Raw genomic sequence first — 15,677 nt, 5'->3', positions numbered from 1 at the left:
GCGGTCGGTGTCGAGCGATTGGTCATGAAGGTCCACACATTCCGCCGGGGTTTCCGGATGCGCCGTGGATCCCGAAGCGTTCACGTCCGGCCGCCCCCGTTCACCCGTGCGGGAGCACACCGGTTTCCCGGGCGGCGTCGACGAATATCTCCGCGGCCAGGCTCAGGTCCCGCTCGGTGTGCTCGGAGGTGACGCTGATCCGCAGCCGGGCGTCGCCCACCGGCACCCCGGGGTACACCACCGTCTGGCAGAACAGGCCGCGGGCGCGTACGGCCCGGCCCATCTCCAGGGCGCGGCGCTCGTCGCCGATGACGAGGGGGAGGATCGCGCTCTCGGTGTTCTCCAGGTCGAACCCGGCCTCGGTGAGGTGGGTGCGCAGGGTGTGGATGTTCGTCCAGAGCTGCTTGATACGTTCCGGCTCGGACTCCATGACGTCGAGGGAGGCCAGGAGCCCGGCGGCGACCCCGGCGGGGATGTTGGCGGCGAAGACGTAGGAGTCGGCGTAGAAGCGGAGGTAGTCGATGACCTCCTCCTCGCCGACGACGAAACCGCCCATGCCCGCGAGGGTCTTGCTCAGCGTGCCCAGCTCCAGGTCCACCTCCCCCTTGAGGCCGAAGTGCTCGGCGGTGCCGGTGCCGCGGGCGCCGAGCACGCCGGTCGCGTGGGCGTCGTCCACCAGCACGCGGGCGCCGTGGCTCCGGGCCAGGCGGACGATCTCCGGGAGGTCGCAGATGTCGCCGTGCATGCTGAACACGCCGTCGACCACGACGAGTTTGCCCGCCGCCTCGTCCGCGCACCCGGCCAGCACCCGCTCCAGGTCCGCCATGTCGTTGTGCCGGAAGATCCGGCGGATTCCGCCGGAGAGCAGCGCGCCGTCGACGATGCTCATGTGGTTGAGCCGGTCGGCGATCACCGCGTCGTAGTTCTTGACCAGCGCCGAGATGGTGCCGAGGTTGGCCGGATAGCCGCCCGGGAAGAGGATGCACGCCGGGCGCTGCTTGAACGCGGCGAGGCGGCTCTCCAGCTCCTTGTGCAGCCGGTTGGTCCCGCCGATGATCCGGGAGCCGGTGTGGGTGGCGCCGTAGGTGCGGGTCGCCTCGCACACCGCCTCGACGACCCGGGGGTGGTTGGCGAGTCCCAGGTAGTTGTTCGACGCGAACATGAGGAACTCGCGTGCGCGTCCGGTCAGCTCGTCGTGGATGACGGCGCGGTTCGTGCTGCGCGAGAGCAGCGGCATGCCGTACCAGTAGAGCTGGTCGCCGGTGCGCCGGCGCAGGTAGGCGCCGAAGGTCCGCGTCTTGGCGAACAGGTCCGGGTCCCGCTCCTCCCGGAAGTCCTTCATGGAGCGGTCGTCCCAGTCCCGGGCCTCTCCGGCGTCCCCGGAGGGCCGCTCCCGCGGCTCCCCGCGGGAGCTCAGCGCGCTCTCGACGGCCGCGGTGAGTTCCCGGATGGTGGACAGCCCCTCGGGCAGGCGCACGACGCCGAAGTGCTCCTCGACCGAGCGGATGATGGACTGGAGGATCACGGAGTCGATGCCGAGCTGGCCCTCGAAGTGGCTGTCGGGGAGGAGGTAGGACTCGTCGTACTGGGTCCGGGCGGCCACGATGTCCACGATCCGGCGCCGGAGGTCCGGCGGCGCGGTGGGCCCGTCCGCGGCCTGCTCGTCCGTGAACTGCTTCATCCGGCGCTCACCCGTTCCTCTCGCACACGTTCGACCAGTGCCGATATCGCGCTGACGGAACGGAAGTTCCGCAGCGTGACGTCGGTCAGCGGGATGGTGATGCCGAACTCCTGCTGGAGATAGTGGACGAGGTCGAAGATCCCCGCGGAGTCGATGATGTTCAGCTCCGCGATCGGCGTCTCGGCGTCCAGCCTGTCCGCCTCACCGTCCAGCAGCGCGTCGACGATGTAGTCGTAGATGAGTCTCTGGGCATTCATGAGGTGGTCCCTCGTGTAGGTGCGGGCGGGTCTGCTGTCTGCCACCGCCGGACGGCGGCTCCCGGTCAGCCGCTGTCCAGCCGCGGCCAGGTCAGCACCGTGGCCCCGGACGTCGCGCCCGCGCCGACGTGGCACGCGGCGAGCAGGACGCGGTGGCCGGGGTGCAGCGTTCGGGTCGCCCCGAGGTGGTCCAGGGCGAGCGGGAAGGCCGTCGGCCCGGCGGGGCCGGCGGCGGCGCCGGGGCGCCGCTCCGCGGGGATGCCGAGCTCGTCCGCGAGGCGCCTGGTCATCGTGCGGTGCTCCTGGAGCACCAGGAGCACGTCGACGTCGCCGGCGGTCCATCCCGTACGGTCGAGCACCGCCTGCGCCGCCTGGCCCATCCGCTGCACCGTGCGCCAGAACGCCCGGGTGCTCTCCAGGCTGAACCGGGGGGCGGGGTGCGGCGGCGCCGCGCCCGGCGGTACGGAACCGGCCGCGTCCGGCGGCGCGTCGCCGTCGCCGACCAGCTCGAACGGGCCGAGGGCGCCCGGCTCCTCCGGGTCCCCGGCGCGGAGGACGAACGCGCCCGCGCCGGTGCGGGAGGCGGGCGAGCCGTCGTCGGCCGGGCAGGGGACGTCCCCCGTCCCGACGACGAGGGCGCGGTCCGACGCGCCGGACTCGACGAGGCGGGCGGCGTCGGCGAGCGCCAGCAGCAGGCCGCCCTCCGCGGCGGGCCGGCCGGACGGCGCGGCCCCGGCCAGACCCAGCTCGCGGGCCACCTCCGCCGCGCCCGGCGCCGGCGCCCCGCCCGGCACCGTACTCGCCACCACCACGGTGCCGGTACGGCCGGCCCGGCACCCGGCCAGCGCCCGGGCCCCGGCGACCACCGCCGGGTGGGCGGCTCCGGGGCGGTCGTCCCGCCCCGGGAGCGCGCTGCCGACGCCGGCGAGCACGGCGGCTCTGCTCACCTGTCGCCCCCTCGGCGGTCCTCACCCACGCGCATGCTGCCTGCTCCTCGTCTCCGGACACCGGACATCCGCACAGCCCGGTGGCGCAGAGTGTGGAAGCCGCGCCTGACCACGTGCTGACCGACGGCTGACTGACGGCCCCCGCCACCCTCCGGCGGTGCCGTACGGCCGCTTCGCAGACGGCCGCGGCAGGTCAGGCGGCGGTCAGCGAACGGTCAGCCCCGCTCGTGAGACTGAACCCACAGCGTGACGCGCGTTGATCACCCTCGTCGGCGCGCCGAGTTCCGGCGGAGGCAGGTGCGGCATCTCCATGACGTTCGCGATCCCGGGAAGAGAACTCCAGGCCCTCGAAGAACAGGTGCAGACGGCGCTGCGGACCGGAGACGACGGCGGACTGACCGTGCTGGGCTACGGCGAGGTGACCCTCGTCCTCGGCCTGGAGACCGCGCGCGGGACGTACGCCTGCAAGCGGCTGCCGCTCCTTCCCGGCGAACGGGACCTCGCGCGGTACGCGGACCGCCTGGACGACTACATCGGGCGGCTCACCCGGGCGGGCGTCCGGGTGGCCGAGACCAGGGTGTGGCACCACACGCTCGCCTCCGGCGAGGTCGTCGCGTACTGCGTGCAGGAGGCGCTGCCGGCCAAGCGGCTGTGCTCCACGCTGCTGCACAGCGAGGGCGAGGCGTGGGCGCGGGACTTCTTCTCCCGGTTCCTCGACCGGGTGGAGGGCGCCGTGGGGCGCACGCTCGGGCTGGACGCGCAGGCGGCCAACTGGATGGACGTCGACGGAGAGCTCGTGTACCTCGACGTCACCACCCCGCTCATGCGGGACGAGCGGGGGCGCGAGCAGCTCGATGTCCGGCTGTTCTACCGGTCGCTGCCCTGGGCGCTGCGCGGCCCGGTGCGGCTGACGATGACGAGGTCGATCCTGGACAAGTTCTACGAACCGCGGGGCGCCGTGCTCGACTTCCTGGGCAACCTGCACAAGGAACGCCTCACCCGGCTGCTGCCCGCCTTCGTCGAGCAGGCGAACGAGCGCCTGAGCCCCCCGCTCACCGAGGCGGAGACGGCCGCGTACTACAAGAGCGACGCGCGCATGTGGGAGCTGCTCCAGCGGCTGCGCCGGGCGGACCGCCGCTGGCACCGCACGGTCCGCCGCCGTACGTACCCCTTCCTGCTGCCGCGCCATGTCCGGCGCTGACGCGCCGGCGCGCGGCCGCGCCGGGCCCGCGCCCGCGCCCGCGTACCTCCCGGGCGCGTGCGTGCGGCTGGACGCGGCCGTTCCCGTGCACGTCGGCCACTGCGCCCGGCCGGGCCCGCTGACCGTCTGCGTCGTGTCCGTCGCGCTGCTGCGCCGCCGGAGCCCGGCCGCGCTCGGCGCGCTCGAAGCGGCCTGGCTGGCCGCGCCCGAGGCCCGGCAGCTGGCCGCGCTGCGGCTGCCGAAGCGCCGGTCGGAGTGGTTCGCCGGCCGGCTCGCGATCAAGCACGCCGTCCGCGCCCACCTGGAGCGTTTCGCCGGACAGGCCGTCGCCGGCCGGGAGGTGCGGGTACGGGCCGTGGCGGCCGGTCTGCGCGCGGGCAAGCCGCTGGTGGACCACCCCGTCGAGGTCGGGCTCTCGCACTCCGGCGACTTCGCCGTCGCGGTGTGCGGGCCCGGGCCGGTCGGCGTCGACTTGGAGCAGCGTACGGACCTGCCGCCGCACCTCGCCCGCGAGCTGGCGCGGGAGCCGGCACCCGAACCGGCGGGCCCGGCCCCGCCGTCCGCGTCGATGCCGCTGCCGCTGCGCTGGACGTGCAAGGAGGCCGTGCTGAAGTACTTCGGCTTCGGCCTGCGCGTCGCCGCCGCGGAGGTCGAACTGACCCGATGGCACGCCGACGGCCGGTTCTCCTGGCGCGCCGGGCCGGAACTGCGCCGGCTGGCCGGCCCCCCGGCCCTCAGGGGCGTGCACGGCTGGGCGCGGCAGCGGGACGGCTGCGCGCTGGCCCTGGTCTGGAGGCAGTGATGGGGCGGGTACGCGGCGGCTCCGGATCCGGCACCGAGGCGGACACCCGGTTCGCGCGGGCCCTGCGCGAGGCGTCCGGCGTCGCGGCGCTGAGCCCGTCGTCGCACAACTGCCAGCCCTGGGGCGTCGGCCACGTGACCGGCCGGGCGGGGCGCGACGCCGTGGCGGCCGCCCTCGGCCCGGAGCCCGGCGAAGCCGGCGACCGCTGGCTCGCGCTGGCGCTCGACCGGTCCCGGGAGCTGACAGCGCTCCCGGCGCACGCCCTGGAGATGGAGGTGAGCTGCGGCGCGTACTGGTACGTGCTGCTGCGCGCCCTGCGGGCGCAGGGCTGGGACTGCGTCCGCGGCGGCGCCGTAACGGGGCGGCACCGGACCGCCCTTCCGGCGGCGGCCGGAGACGCGTGGCCGCGGGCGTGGCTGCCGCTGGCCGTCGCCGCGCTGCGGCCCTCGGGCCGGGAGCCCGCCGCGGCGTCCGGTGCGGCGGGGCGCGCGAGCGCGCTCGCGGAGCTGCGGGCGGTCGCGCGGGCGCGGCGGACCAACAGGGGCGCGTACCGGCCGGAGGGGATCACCCCGCAGGGGTGGGAAGCGCTGGACCGGACGCGGCCGTGGGCGGCGGAGCGGCCGTTCGCCGGGGCGGCGGACGTACGGGTCCGCCATCTGCGCACCCCCGCGGAACGGGAGCGGCTGGCCGCCCTGGTGGCCCGGTACGCCGGGCGGGACTTCAGCCACCGCCGGGCGTGGCGCGAGACCCACGGCTATCTGCGGTGGAGCGCCGCCGACGCCCGCGCCGGGGGCGACGGCCTCCCCGTCACCCAGCTCTTCGGGCCGCTCTCGGCCCCCGGGCTGCTGCGCAAGCGGCTGGCCCTCGCCCCGTCCGCCATGCGGCTGCTCCGGTGGACCGGCTACCCCGGGCGGCTGGCGGCGGGGCTCGCCACGCTGGTGCGCGACGCCCCCGCGGCCGTCGTGATGTCCCTCGCCGGCGGCTCCGGCGGGCCGGAGGGGCCGGAGGGGCCGGGCACCGAGGCCGCGCTGCACGGCGGCGCGCGGCTGGCCGACTACTGGTTCCGCGCCACCCGCGCGGGGCTCGCGCTGCACCCCGTGAGCGTCGTGCTGCAACATGACGACGCGCGCCGGGAGCTGGCGGAGGCGTTCGGCATCGAGGGCCGCGCCTTCTTCCTCAGCCGGATCGGCTACCCCGCGTGCGCGTTCCCGCCGACCCCGCGCCGCGTGGCCGCCCACCGGTCCGTCTGATCGGCAAGAACGGGGGATCCGATGTCGGGAGGGAAGAGTTCCGGGCGCCGGACACGCGTCCTGGTCTGCTGCGACCGGGCGCTGGTCCGCGCCGGTCTGCAAGCCCTGCTCGAACAGCAGAACATGCTGGTCAGGGCGGAGAGAACGGTCCGGTCCGCGGTGGCGGCGACGGAGCAGTACACCCCGGACGCCATCGTCGTCGTCGCCTCGGTGGCGACCCTCGCCCGCTGCCCGGAGCTCGCCGGCCTGGCCGGCCGCTTCAAGGTCGTCTTCCTCGTCCGGCCCGAGGAGTCGGACCGGATGCTGGAGGCGGTGCGGCTGGCCGTACGTACCGGAATCCGCGCGGTGCTCTCCGTGGAGCGGTCGGAGGCCCTGGAGCTCATGCAGACCATCAGGACCGTGGTCGAGCTGGACAGCATGGTCTTTCCCGCCGCCGCGATGAACGACCTCGATCCGGCGGTGCGGTACGACGCGCCGGGCCGGGCCGGCGGCCCGGTGGAAACGCTCACGGCGCGCGAGACGGAGATCATGCTGCTGCTGGCCCAGGGAAGGTCGAACGCGGAGATCGCCGTCAAGCTCTCCATCAGCGCCGCGACGGTCCGGTCGCACGTCCACCACCTGCTGCGGAAGCTGGAGGCGGGCACCCGCGCCCAGGCCGTCGCCATCGCGTACGACACCGGCCTCATCCGGACCCTGGAGCGGCGGCTCCGGGACGGCGGGCTGACCAGCCGCAACTGACCGGCCGGGGGCGGGAGTCCGGGCGATGGCCGGACCGTTACCGGGGCGCCGCCGCTCCGGCGGCGGCGTAGCCGGGTTCGATCCGCTCACCGCCGAGCTCGTCCACGACCGAGGCCATCGTGCCGAAGTCGGCCGCGAGCCGGCGGAAGGCGTCGGTCGCCATGTCGGCCTCGAAGGCCGCGCGGCCGGTGACGGTGATGACCTCGAAGTAGTGGACGGGCGCGTCCGGGTCGGCCGAGACGCGCTGCACGGTGAAGGCGACGACGCTGGGAAGGGCGGGGCAGGTCCGGTAGTCGGTGTCCCGGACCCAGTTCTCGAAGCGGGCCGACGGGACGCCGGCGTGGAGGCGGATGCGGTGCACGATCAGGTCCATGACGGGCCTCCCGGTCCGGACGGGGGTCAGTGGCGGGCGCCCAGGCCGAGCGCGCGGGCGATGTTGTTGCGCTGGATGTCGCTGGTGCCGGAGAACACCCGGGCGGGCAGGGCGTCCCGGAGCAGCGTCTCGGCCTCGCCGTCGAGGATGCCGAGGGCGCCGCGGACCTGGACGGCGTCCAGCCCGAGCGCGACGGCCGCCTCGCTCACCACGAGCTTCGCCAGCGCCGGGGCCACCTCGTCGGCCTGCCCCGCGTCGAGGCGGCGGGCGGCCCGGAACAGCATCAGGCGGGCCTGCTCCAGCCGGGCCAGCATGTCGACGACGCGGTGGGCGACCGCCTGGAAGTCGCCGATGGGCACACCGAACTGGCGGCGCTCGCGCGCGTACTCCCGCGTCTGCTCCCAGACGCGGCGCATCACGCCCAGGTAGACGGCGGGCAGGCAGGTGCGCTCCCACCTCATCGCGTACGCGAACACGCTCGCCCCGCCGCCCTCGGAGCCGAGGACGTGGCCGGGCGGCACCCGGACGCCGTCGAGGTGGACGTCGGCCGTCGGGGAGCCGCGCAGGCCCACCTTGGCGTGCCGGGGGCCGACGGAGAGACCCGGGGCGCCGGCCTCCACCAGGAACGAGGTCAGGCCGAAGTAGCCGCCGCCCGGCGCGGTGACCGCCTGGACGACGAAGACGTCGGCGACCGGGGCGTTGGTGATGAAGCACTTGGCCCCGGACAGCACCCAGTCCCCGTCCTCGCGTACGGCGCGGGTGCTCAGGCGCAGGGCGTCCGAGCCGGCGTCGGGCTCGGTGACGGCGTGGGCGGCGACCAGCTCCCCGGCGGCCAGCGGCGGCAGCCAGCGCCGCTTCTGCTCCTCGGTGCCGAACTCGGCTATCGGGGTCAGGCAGGCGAACACGTGGGCGGCGGCGGAGAACGCGAACCCGGCGTCGGAGCAGCCGTACCCCAGGGCCTCCATGACCGCCGCCGCGGTGACCGCGCCGCCGCCGAGGCCGCCGAAGCCGTCGGGGACGGTGGTGCCCAGCACGCCCTGCGCGCCGGCGGCCCGCCATCGCTGCCGGAAGTCCCGGGTGCCGAAGTCCGGTGGCGCGGCGAGCTTGTGGCGGGCGAAGGCGGTGACGACCTCGCACATCTGCGTGGTCTCGGCGTCCAGGTCGAGGTTCATGGCGCTGCGTCGGCTCCGTCCAGGTGTTCTTCGATGAGGAGGTGGTAGTTGATGCCGCCGGTGCCGAACGAGCTGACCGCGGCCCGCCGCGGCCGCCCCGGGCCGGGAGCGGGCCACGGGCGGGCGGCGGTGGCCACCACCGCGGGCACGGCGTCCAGGGGCAGGTCGGGGCTGAGCGTGGTCAGGTTGGCGTTGGGCGGCACCAGGCCGTGGTGCAGCGCCTTGAGGGCGCGCAGGAGGCCGGCGGCGCCGGCCGCCGCGAACGTGTGGCCGAAGACGGACTTCGCCGAGCCGACCTGCAACGGCCGCGGCCGTGCGGGGGTGCCGTAGACCTCGGCGGTGGCGGAGACCTCCACCCGGTCGCCGATCCTGGTGCCGGTGCCGTGCGCCTCCAGGTAGTCGACGTCCGCGGGGGCGAAGTCGACCTGGGCGAACGCCCGCCGCATCGCCCGCACCTGCCCGGCCGCGTCCGGCGCGATGAGGGACGCGACGTCGTTCGACGCGCCGACCGCCCGCAGCACCCCGAGCACGGGGTCGCCGGCGGCGCGGGCGTCGGCGAGCCGCTTGAGGAGGAACAGGGCGCACCCGTCGCCCGGGGTGAAGCCGTCCGCGGCCGCGTCGAACGGCGTGATGGTCGAGTGCGACAGCAGCCCGAGTCCGCAGCAGAGCACCATGTCGCGGGGGTTGCACGGCAGCTCCACGCCGCCCGCCACGGCGTAGTCCGCGGCGCCGGACCGCAGCGCCCCCACCGCCACGTCCACCGCGGCCAGCGACGACGCGCACGCCGCCTCCACCGCCACGGGGACCGCGCGCAGGCCGAACACGTCGGCGATCGCCGCTCCCGCGCCGCTGGCGAGGGTGGCGTCGAAGAACGCGGGGGTGAGGGCCTCGTCGGGGTGGGCGCGGCCCTCGCGCAGCTGGTCGAGCAGCTTGCCGAGGTCCGCCGGGCCGAGCTTCGCGAGGGCCGCGAGGCCGCGGATCGAGCGCTCCAGCCCGGCCCTGACGTACGCGGCGTTCACCTCCCGCTCCCGGGACAGGCTCAGCGAACTGCCGATCGCCACGAGCCCGTTCCCGGCCGGCGGCGGGCCCGCGCGGGGGCCCGCGAGCAGCTCGGCGGCGACGGTCAGGCCGAGCCGCTGCGCCTGGTCCATCTCCGCGTAGCGCGCCGGGGAGACGGCGGTGCCGGGCGGCGGCTCGTCCGGCACCCGCACCGGGGCGCCGCGGTCGCTGTAGCTGTGCGTGGGGCTGAGCCGGTCCGGGGCGTAGAACAGGTCGCGGTCGAAGAGCGCCTCGGGCAGCGGGCCGATGCGGTCCCGCGCCGACAGCACGGCCTCCCAGAAGCGGTCGGCGTCCGGGGCGCCGGCGAAGCTGCCGCCCGCGCCGACCACCGCGATGGGCTCGTGCCGCCGGGGGAGGGGCCGTCGGGTACGGCGGCGCGCCCCCGCCGCGGGCGGCGGCCGGTCGTGCCCCTCCAGCACCAGGTGGCACAGCGTCCCGGTGACCGACGTGCCGGTGACGGCCGCGCGGCGCGGCGCCTCCGGCCCGCCGCGGGGCCACTCCTCCGCCGCGTCCGCGACGCGGAACGGCGTCCCGGACAGGTCGTCCTGCGCGCGGCCGGCGAACGAGGGCTGCGGGGGCAGCGTGCGGTGGTGGAGGGCCAGCGCCACCTTGGTCAGGCTCGCCAGGCCCGAGTTGGCGAAGGTGTCGCCCAGCCGGTCGTGCACGCTGCCCAGCACGACCGAGCGCTCGGGCAGGTCCGCGTAGATGTCGAGGAGCGTCTCCAGCTCCGACGCCTGGCGCATCGTGGCCGCCGCGCACTCGTGGTACTGCACGGTCGCCGCCGGCACGCCCAGGGCACGGTACGCGGTGAGCGCGGTCGCCCGGCGCCGGCCGGCGGCCCGCGGCTCGCCGACGGCGGCGCCGGCGTCGTGCCGGAGCGTGCAGTCGAGGACCGTCGCGTAGATCCGGTCGCCGTCCCGTACGGCCGCGGACAGCGGCTTGAGCAGCACGGCCCCCACGCCCTCGCTCAGCGGGACCCCGGCGGCCACGCCGGCGGGGTCCGCCGGCTCGCCCTTGGCGGCCAGCGCCCGCGCGAGCAGCGGACTCTCCTGGCGCTGGCCGGCCACCACCAGGGCGGCGTCCGCGGTACGGCCGCGCAGGTTGGTCACCGCGTGCGCCAGCGCGGCGAACGAGGTGGTGCCGGCCGCCTCCAGGGCGAGGGTCCGGCCGCGGAGCTTGAAGGCGGCGGCGATGCGCGCGGGAATGGTGCTGGCCATCTCCCCGACCCGGTCGTGCGGCGAGCAGCCCAGCCGGCGCAGCATCAGCGCGGCCAGCTCCTCCGCCGCCTGCCGCGCCGTGTCGGGGGGCAGGAGCCGGGCGCCGGTGACGGCGGTTTGCCGGAGGTCGCGGACGAGCCGCTGTCCCTCGACGCGCGCGGCGTTGGCGTACTGGCGGTCCAGGCCGAAGCAGGTGCCGACGATCACGTCGGTGCGTTCGGCGGGCAGCGGCCGGCCGGGGTGGCCCGCGTCCCGCAGACACTGCCGGGCCGCCTCCAGGGCGAGGACCTGCATACGCGCCATGGACCCCGTCTGGGCCGGCGGGATGCCGAACTGCGCGACGTCGACGCTCAGGTCGTCGAGGGTCTGCGGGCCGTCCGCCGGGGCCGGGGTGTTCCCGGTCAGCAGGTCCCAGTAGCCGGCCGGGCCCCGCGCGTGCGGGTAGAGCGCCGCGATGCCGACTATCGCGACCGGTTCGAGGGCGGTACGGCGGGGCTCCCGGACGGGCTCCGGCGGGGGCTGCACGGCGGCTCCCCGGCTCAGCACGCCGTGCCGGCGGACTGCAGGCGGCCGGACCACAGCGCGCCGGGGAGGGCGAGCGCCGGGTCCTGGGAGAGGATCTCGTGGTGCCGCTGCTTGAGCCGGCCGCCCGGGTCCACGCCCAGTTCCTCGTCGAGGCGCCGGCGCGTGCGCCGGTAGGTTTCCAGCGCGTCCCCCTGCCGGCCCGCGCGGTAGAGCGCCAGCATGAGTAATTCGCAGAAGCGTTCGCGCAACGGGTAGCGGAAGACCAGCTGCTGGAGTTCTGCGATGGCGCGGGATTCGTCGCCGACGGCGAGCCGGGCCCTGGCCAGGTCCTCCCACACCGTCAGCCGGCGCTCTTCGAACGAGGTGGCGGCGCTGCGGCAGCGCAGGCCGTCCCCGGCGTCGACGAGGGCCGGTCCGCGCCACAGCCGCAGGCCGGCCTGGAAATGCTCGATCGCCTGTGCGGGGCGGTCCTCGACGAGGTCGAACCCCTTTCCCGCGAGGGTGAGGAATCTGTTGGTGTCCACGCACTCGGGCGGTACGTCGAGCAGATAGCCGCCGCCCACCGCGCGTACGACGGTCGTGGCGGGCGACTGCCGGTCCGGGCTGTCCAGGAGCCTGCGGATGCGGGTGGCGTGCGCCTGGAGCGCGTTGCGGGTGTTGGCCAGCGCCCGTCCCGCCCACAGTTCTTCGGCCAGTTCCTCGAAGGAAATGACCCGGCGCGCGTCCAGGGCCAGGGAGGCCAGCATGGCGCAGACTTTGCCCGCGCGGATTCCGAGGGATCGTCCGTTGGTCGAGACGGATACGGGGCCGAGAATGTCGATCTGCATCGAAGAATTCCCCCTCATCGCCAAGTGGTGCTGGCTCACCGGAACTCGTTGGGTCGGAAAGTCCTGCCGACGACCCTCCGTTCAGGTCGGGGTACTTCCACGCCGTCAATTCGAGCCAATTGCCGGCGGCTGGTGCCAGAATCGCAGTCTGGCAGGTACGGAACACCTCGGCCATCCCCCGACCGTTGTGTTCCGGAGTGAATGAACGGCGGGCGCGTGCGCGGGCGCACGTCCACGTATTGCTGACTCCGGCTCAACGAAGGGCCGATACGCGCCCGTCGCGGGACCGGGTCACTGGGCGCGCTCCCGCACCACCCGGGCGATGTCCAGGCCCCGCACCATGCGCACGGCGGGCAGCTGCGAGAGGAGCGAGGCGGCCAGCACGGAGACGGCCGCGGCGGCCAGGACCTCCCAGCCCAGGCTCAGCTCCATGGTGAACATGTCGCTGCTGAACGCCCGCAGCGACATCGCGGCGCCGGCGGCGCCCGCGGCCAGGCCGACCGGGAGCGCGAGGGCCGTCGCGGTCAGGTTCTCCACCGCCAGCACGCCGGCGATGCGCCGCAGCCGGACGCCGCCGGCCCGCAGGGTGGCCAGTTCGACGGTCCGCTCCGCGACGTTGACCGTCATGGTCACGTAGATGACCGTCAGCGCCAGCAGCCCGCCGAGGACGAGCATGACGCCCGTGAAGATCCAGAAGAGGCTGAGGAAGTCGTCCAGCTGCCGGTGCAGGGCCCGCTCGTCGGTGTACGTCACCACTCCGGGCAGTCCGCTGATCTCGGCCCGCGCCGCGTCCCGCGCGGCCTCGCCGGTGCCGGCGGCGAAGCGGAGCTGGTAGGCGTTGCCGGACGTGCCGGTCAGGGCCGCGACGGTGTCCTTCGTGCCGTAGAGCGCCGTGCCCATCGGCTCGTGGACGAGGCCGGCGAGCCGCACGTGCCGGGTCCGGCCGCCGGAGGTGCGCACGGTGAGGCGGTCGCCGACGGCCACGTCCAGCCGGCCGGTGAGGGCGCTGCCCGCCAGCACCCCGTGGGCCGGGAGCTGCCGGGTGCCGCCGTCGCCGGTGCGGAAGCCGTGCATGCGGGTGTCCGGTTCGTAGCCGGTCAGCGAGGTGTCGTACGACAAGTCCCCGGCCGACACCGTCACGTCGGCCTGCGTGATCGCCTCGACATCCGCCACGTGCGCGACCGAGCGCAACCGGCCCGCGAGGCCCTCCGCACCGGGGCCGGTCCGGACCGTGGCGTCCTGCTTCATCACGGTGCCGAACTGGGCGTCGACCAGGGCGTTCATGCTCGTGGTCATGCCGACGGTGGAGAGCACCAGGACCAGGGAGAGCACGGTGCCGGTCATCGTCGCCAGCGTGCGGCGGCGGCTGCGGGCCAGCTCCCGCAGCGACATCCGCAGCACCAGCGGCAGCCAGCGGGCCCCGGCCACCGCGCGGCTGACCCGCCCGGGCGGCTTCTGCGTGCCCGCGTCCCCGCGCATCGCCTCCGCGGGCGCGGTGCGGGACGCGGACAGCGCGGGCGCGATGCCGCCGGCCAGGCCGACGAGGACGCCGAAGGCCAGGCCCGCCACGACCACGGCGGGGCGGGTCTGCACGGCCGTGTGCGGGATGCCCAGCGCGGAGGTGTAGGCGTGGGTGACGGCCGCGGTGCCGGCGATGCCGAGCGCCACGCCGGCGGCGGCGCCGGCCGTGCCGGCGAGGAGCCCGTGGCCGAGGTAGTGCCGGACGACGGCGCTGCGGTGCGCGCCGGCGGCGAGGAAGGTGGCGATGACCTTCCGTTCGGCGAGCACCAGCCGGGTGATGAGCACGTACGCGGCGACCGCGGCGGCGGAGAGGAAGAGCAGCGGGAAGGCCACCGCGAGCTGCTGGAAGCCCTTCAGGTCCTCGCGCAGGACGGCGTTGGACGGCTGGTCCTCGCGGTCCGTGACGCTCACCGCGCCCGCCCGGCGGAGCCGTTCGGCGACCTCGCCGGCGGTGCCGTCGTCGCGGGCGGAGCCGGTGAGGCGGACGAGGGTCTGGCGGTGCGCCTGCGGGCCGGCCAGCCGCCGGGCGGTGTCCTCGGCGGCGAAGACCACGGCGAAGGAGTGCGGGTCGGCGAGCACCTCCTGCCGGTTCCGGGCCGGCCACAGGTACTCCGGCGAGATGACGACGCCGCGCACGGTCAGCGAGCGCCAGCGCTTCCCGTCGTACGCGCGCAGGGTGTCCCCCGGGCCGAGGCCGAAGGTGCCGGCGGCGTGCTTCTCCAGCAGCACCCCGTCATCGCCGGAGCCGCCGGAGCCGAGGCCGCGGCCCTCGGTGACCTCGACCCGGTTCACCGCCGCCGGGCGGTCGGCGGGCAGCCCGACGACGCGGCCGACGAGCTTGTCGTCGCCGATGCGCAGCGGCACCTCCGCCTGGGTGCGGACGGCGGTGGCGGCGACCCCGGCGGCGTCCCGGGCGGCGGCCGCGACCTTGTCCGGGTCCCCGCCGCTCGCGGTCAGGTCGGCGAAGCGCAGCTGGGCGTAGGTGCGGTCGTAGGACGCGGCGAGGTTGCGGTACGCGTCGTAGCTGGAGATGAAGAGCGTGACGCCGATCAGCACGGTCACGGCGATCGCGGCGAACTGCGCCGAGCGGCGGCGGAGGTCACGCCGGGTCTTCGCGAGCAGGGTGCGCTTCACGCCGGTCACCAGCTCACGGAGGCCGCGTCGGCGGGGCTCTCGTTGCGTTCGACGGCGTCGACGCGGCCGTCGTGCATGTGGACCACGCGGTGCGCGATCCGCGCCACCGAGACGTTGTGCGTCACCATCAGCACCCCCCGCCCCGAGCGGTTGGCCTCCTGGAGCAGGGCCAGCACGGACTTCCCGGTGGCCACGTCGAGGGCGCCGGTCGGCTCGTCGGCCAGCACCAGGCCGGGGTCCGTCGCCAGCGCGCGGGCGATCGACACCCGCTGCTGCTGGCCGCCGGAGAGCTGGGCGGGGAAGTGGTCCATCCGGTCGGCCAGGCCGACGGACTCCAGCAGGCCGGGGACGGCCCGCCGGTCGCCGCGGCCGGTCAGCTCGACGATGACCTCCACGTTCTCCCGCGCGGTGAGGGTGGGGACGAGGTTGAAGAACTGGAAGACGAACCCGATCTGCTCCCGGCGGAAGCCCACCAGCTCCCGGGGCGCCCGGCCGGTCAGCTCCACGCCGGACACGCGGATGTCGCCCGCGGTCGCGGGCTCGATGCCGCCGATGACGTTCAGCAGCGTCGTCTTGCCCGAGCCGCTGGGGCCGAGCACGACCACCATCTCGCCCGGCGGGACGTCCAGATCGACCCCGTCCAGCGCGTCGACCGCGGCCTCGCCCGTGCCGTACGTCTTGCCGACCCCCCGGAGGCGTACCCCGCCGCGGCGCGTGGTCTCGTGCTGTCCTTCCTGGGACATGGACGCATCCTCCTCCGGGACCCGGGGCCCGCCGTCGCGTGGGCCGGGCGGCATCCCGGCGCGGAGCGCCGTCACCGGATCCCTCCCGGGCGATCGCGCAGAGTGATCATCGTGGGCAGGCCCAAGCTAGCAGAGCGGGACCGGCCGCGGACGCAGCGTGGCGGGGCGGTCAGGAGCAGGTCAGCGTTCGGTCAGCACCCCCGGGCACAGTGAGCCGCGCAGCGCACTTG

General features: G+C 75.5%; 13 protein-coding genes. 4 read left to right on the top strand and 9 right to left on the bottom strand.

From position 1 onward, the window contains the following. Positions 1-100 precede the first annotated feature (100 nt). From ACHZ99_RS30750 to ACHZ99_RS30740, 3 genes are all read right to left on the bottom strand, one after another. Complete coding sequence (locus tag ACHZ99_RS30750) at positions 101-1,681, bottom strand: aminotransferase class I/II-fold pyridoxal phosphate-dependent enzyme (protein WP_420308105.1); 1,581 nt, start codon at positions 1,679-1,681, stop codon at positions 101-103. After that, positions 1,678-1,938: an acyl carrier protein gene (locus tag ACHZ99_RS30745; RefSeq protein WP_420308104.1), complete on the bottom strand. Its 261-nt coding sequence runs from the start codon at positions 1,936-1,938 to the stop codon at positions 1,678-1,680. The genes ACHZ99_RS30750 and ACHZ99_RS30745 overlap by 4 nt, the downstream gene beginning before the upstream one ends. Before the next feature lie 65 nt (positions 1,939-2,003). Then, positions 2,004-2,885 carry a 3-oxoacyl-[acyl-carrier-protein] synthase III C-terminal domain-containing protein gene (locus ACHZ99_RS30740; protein ID WP_420308103.1) on the bottom strand — a complete coding sequence of 294 codons (882 nt, stop codon included), beginning with the start codon at positions 2,883-2,885 and terminating at the stop codon, positions 2,004-2,006. 310 nt (positions 2,886-3,195) lie between these two features. On the opposite strand from ACHZ99_RS30740, the gene ACHZ99_RS30735 reads away from it, so the two are divergent. From ACHZ99_RS30735 to ACHZ99_RS30720, 4 genes are read left to right on the top strand one after another with little or no spacing between them, the layout of a single operon-like run. Continuing rightward, on the top strand, positions 3,196-4,086 hold the full coding sequence (locus ACHZ99_RS30735) for a DUF6206 family protein (protein WP_420308102.1): 891 nt from the start codon (positions 3,196-3,198) through the stop codon (positions 4,084-4,086). Further along, positions 4,073-4,888 (top strand): 4'-phosphopantetheinyl transferase family protein, encoded by an 816-nt coding sequence (locus tag ACHZ99_RS30730; RefSeq protein WP_420308101.1) that lies wholly within the window; start codon positions 4,073-4,075, stop codon positions 4,886-4,888. Before ACHZ99_RS30735 ends, ACHZ99_RS30730 begins: the two co-directional genes overlap by 14 nt. Then, positions 4,888-6,138 carry a RedV protein gene (locus ACHZ99_RS30725; RefSeq protein WP_420308100.1) on the top strand — a complete coding sequence of 417 codons (1,251 nt, stop codon included), beginning with the start codon at positions 4,888-4,890 and terminating at the stop codon, positions 6,136-6,138. Before ACHZ99_RS30730 ends, ACHZ99_RS30725 begins: the two co-directional genes overlap by 1 nt. Before the next feature lie 21 nt (positions 6,139-6,159). Next, complete coding sequence (locus ACHZ99_RS30720; protein WP_420308099.1) at positions 6,160-6,876, top strand: response regulator transcription factor; 717 nt, start codon at positions 6,160-6,162, stop codon at positions 6,874-6,876. A 37-nt stretch (positions 6,877-6,913) separates the two neighbouring features. On the opposite strand, the gene ACHZ99_RS30715 is transcribed toward ACHZ99_RS30720, so the two are convergent. From ACHZ99_RS30715 to ACHZ99_RS30690, 6 genes are all read right to left on the bottom strand, one after another. After that, positions 6,914-7,249, bottom strand: a complete 336-nt coding sequence (locus ACHZ99_RS30715) for a RedY protein (RefSeq protein ID WP_420308098.1) — start codon at positions 7,247-7,249, stop codon at positions 6,914-6,916. 26 nt (positions 7,250-7,275) lie between these two features. Next, a complete protein-coding gene (locus ACHZ99_RS30710) occupies positions 7,276-8,421 on the bottom strand; it encodes an acyl-CoA dehydrogenase family protein (protein ID WP_420308097.1) in 1,146 nt (381 codons plus the stop codon). After that, positions 8,418-11,222 (bottom strand): polyketide synthase, encoded by a 2,805-nt coding sequence (locus tag ACHZ99_RS30705; protein WP_420308096.1) that lies wholly within the window; start codon positions 11,220-11,222, stop codon positions 8,418-8,420. The genes ACHZ99_RS30710 and ACHZ99_RS30705 overlap by 4 nt, the downstream gene beginning before the upstream one ends. 14 nt (positions 11,223-11,236) lie before the next feature. After that, positions 11,237-11,968: an AfsR/SARP family transcriptional regulator gene (locus ACHZ99_RS30700; RefSeq protein WP_420308095.1), complete on the bottom strand. Its 732-nt coding sequence runs from the start codon at positions 11,966-11,968 to the stop codon at positions 11,237-11,239. 372 nt (positions 11,969-12,340) lie between these two features. Then, a complete protein-coding gene (locus tag ACHZ99_RS30695) occupies positions 12,341-14,713 on the bottom strand; it encodes an FtsX-like permease family protein (protein WP_420308094.1) in 2,373 nt (790 codons plus the stop codon). Then, positions 14,710-15,447, bottom strand: coding sequence for an ABC transporter ATP-binding protein (locus ACHZ99_RS30690; protein ID WP_420308093.1), 738 nt, complete (start codon positions 15,445-15,447; stop codon positions 14,710-14,712). The genes ACHZ99_RS30695 and ACHZ99_RS30690 overlap by 4 nt, the downstream gene beginning before the upstream one ends. Between the last annotated feature and the right edge of the window lie 230 nt (positions 15,448-15,677).

It is taken from the genome of Streptomyces sp. MAR4 CNX-425, from assembly GCF_048656465.1.
In the GTDB taxonomy this organism is placed as follows: Bacteria; Actinomycetota; Actinomycetes; order Streptomycetales; family Streptomycetaceae; genus Streptomyces.
This window is presented reverse-complemented; position numbering and strand designations above follow the sequence as displayed.

Coding starts and splice junctions, on each gene's coding strand:
- ACHZ99_RS30750 (WP_420308105.1), bottom strand. CDS start 1,681: ATGAAGCAGTTCACGGACGAGCAGGCCGCGGACGGGCCCACCGCGCCG.
- ACHZ99_RS30745 (WP_420308104.1), bottom strand. CDS start 1,938: ATGAATGCCCAGAGACTCATCTACGACTACATCGTCGACGCGCTGCTG.
- ACHZ99_RS30735 (WP_420308102.1), top strand. CDS start 3,196: ATGACGTTCGCGATCCCGGGAAGAGAACTCCAGGCCCTCGAAGAACAG.
- ACHZ99_RS30730 (WP_420308101.1), top strand. CDS start 4,073: ATGTCCGGCGCTGACGCGCCGGCGCGCGGCCGCGCCGGGCCCGCGCCC.
- ACHZ99_RS30725 (WP_420308100.1), top strand. CDS start 4,888: ATGGGGCGGGTACGCGGCGGCTCCGGATCCGGCACCGAGGCGGACACC.
- ACHZ99_RS30720 (WP_420308099.1), top strand. CDS start 6,160: ATGTCGGGAGGGAAGAGTTCCGGGCGCCGGACACGCGTCCTGGTCTGC.
- ACHZ99_RS30715 (WP_420308098.1), bottom strand. CDS start 7,249: ATGGACCTGATCGTGCACCGCATCCGCCTCCACGCCGGCGTCCCGTCG.
- ACHZ99_RS30710 (WP_420308097.1), bottom strand. CDS start 8,421: ATGAACCTCGACCTGGACGCCGAGACCACGCAGATGTGCGAGGTCGTC.
- ACHZ99_RS30700 (WP_420308095.1), bottom strand. CDS start 11,968: ATGCTGGCCTCCCTGGCCCTGGACGCGCGCCGGGTCATTTCCTTCGAG.
- ACHZ99_RS30690 (WP_420308093.1), bottom strand. CDS start 15,447: ATGTCCCAGGAAGGACAGCACGAGACCACGCGCCGCGGCGGGGTACGC.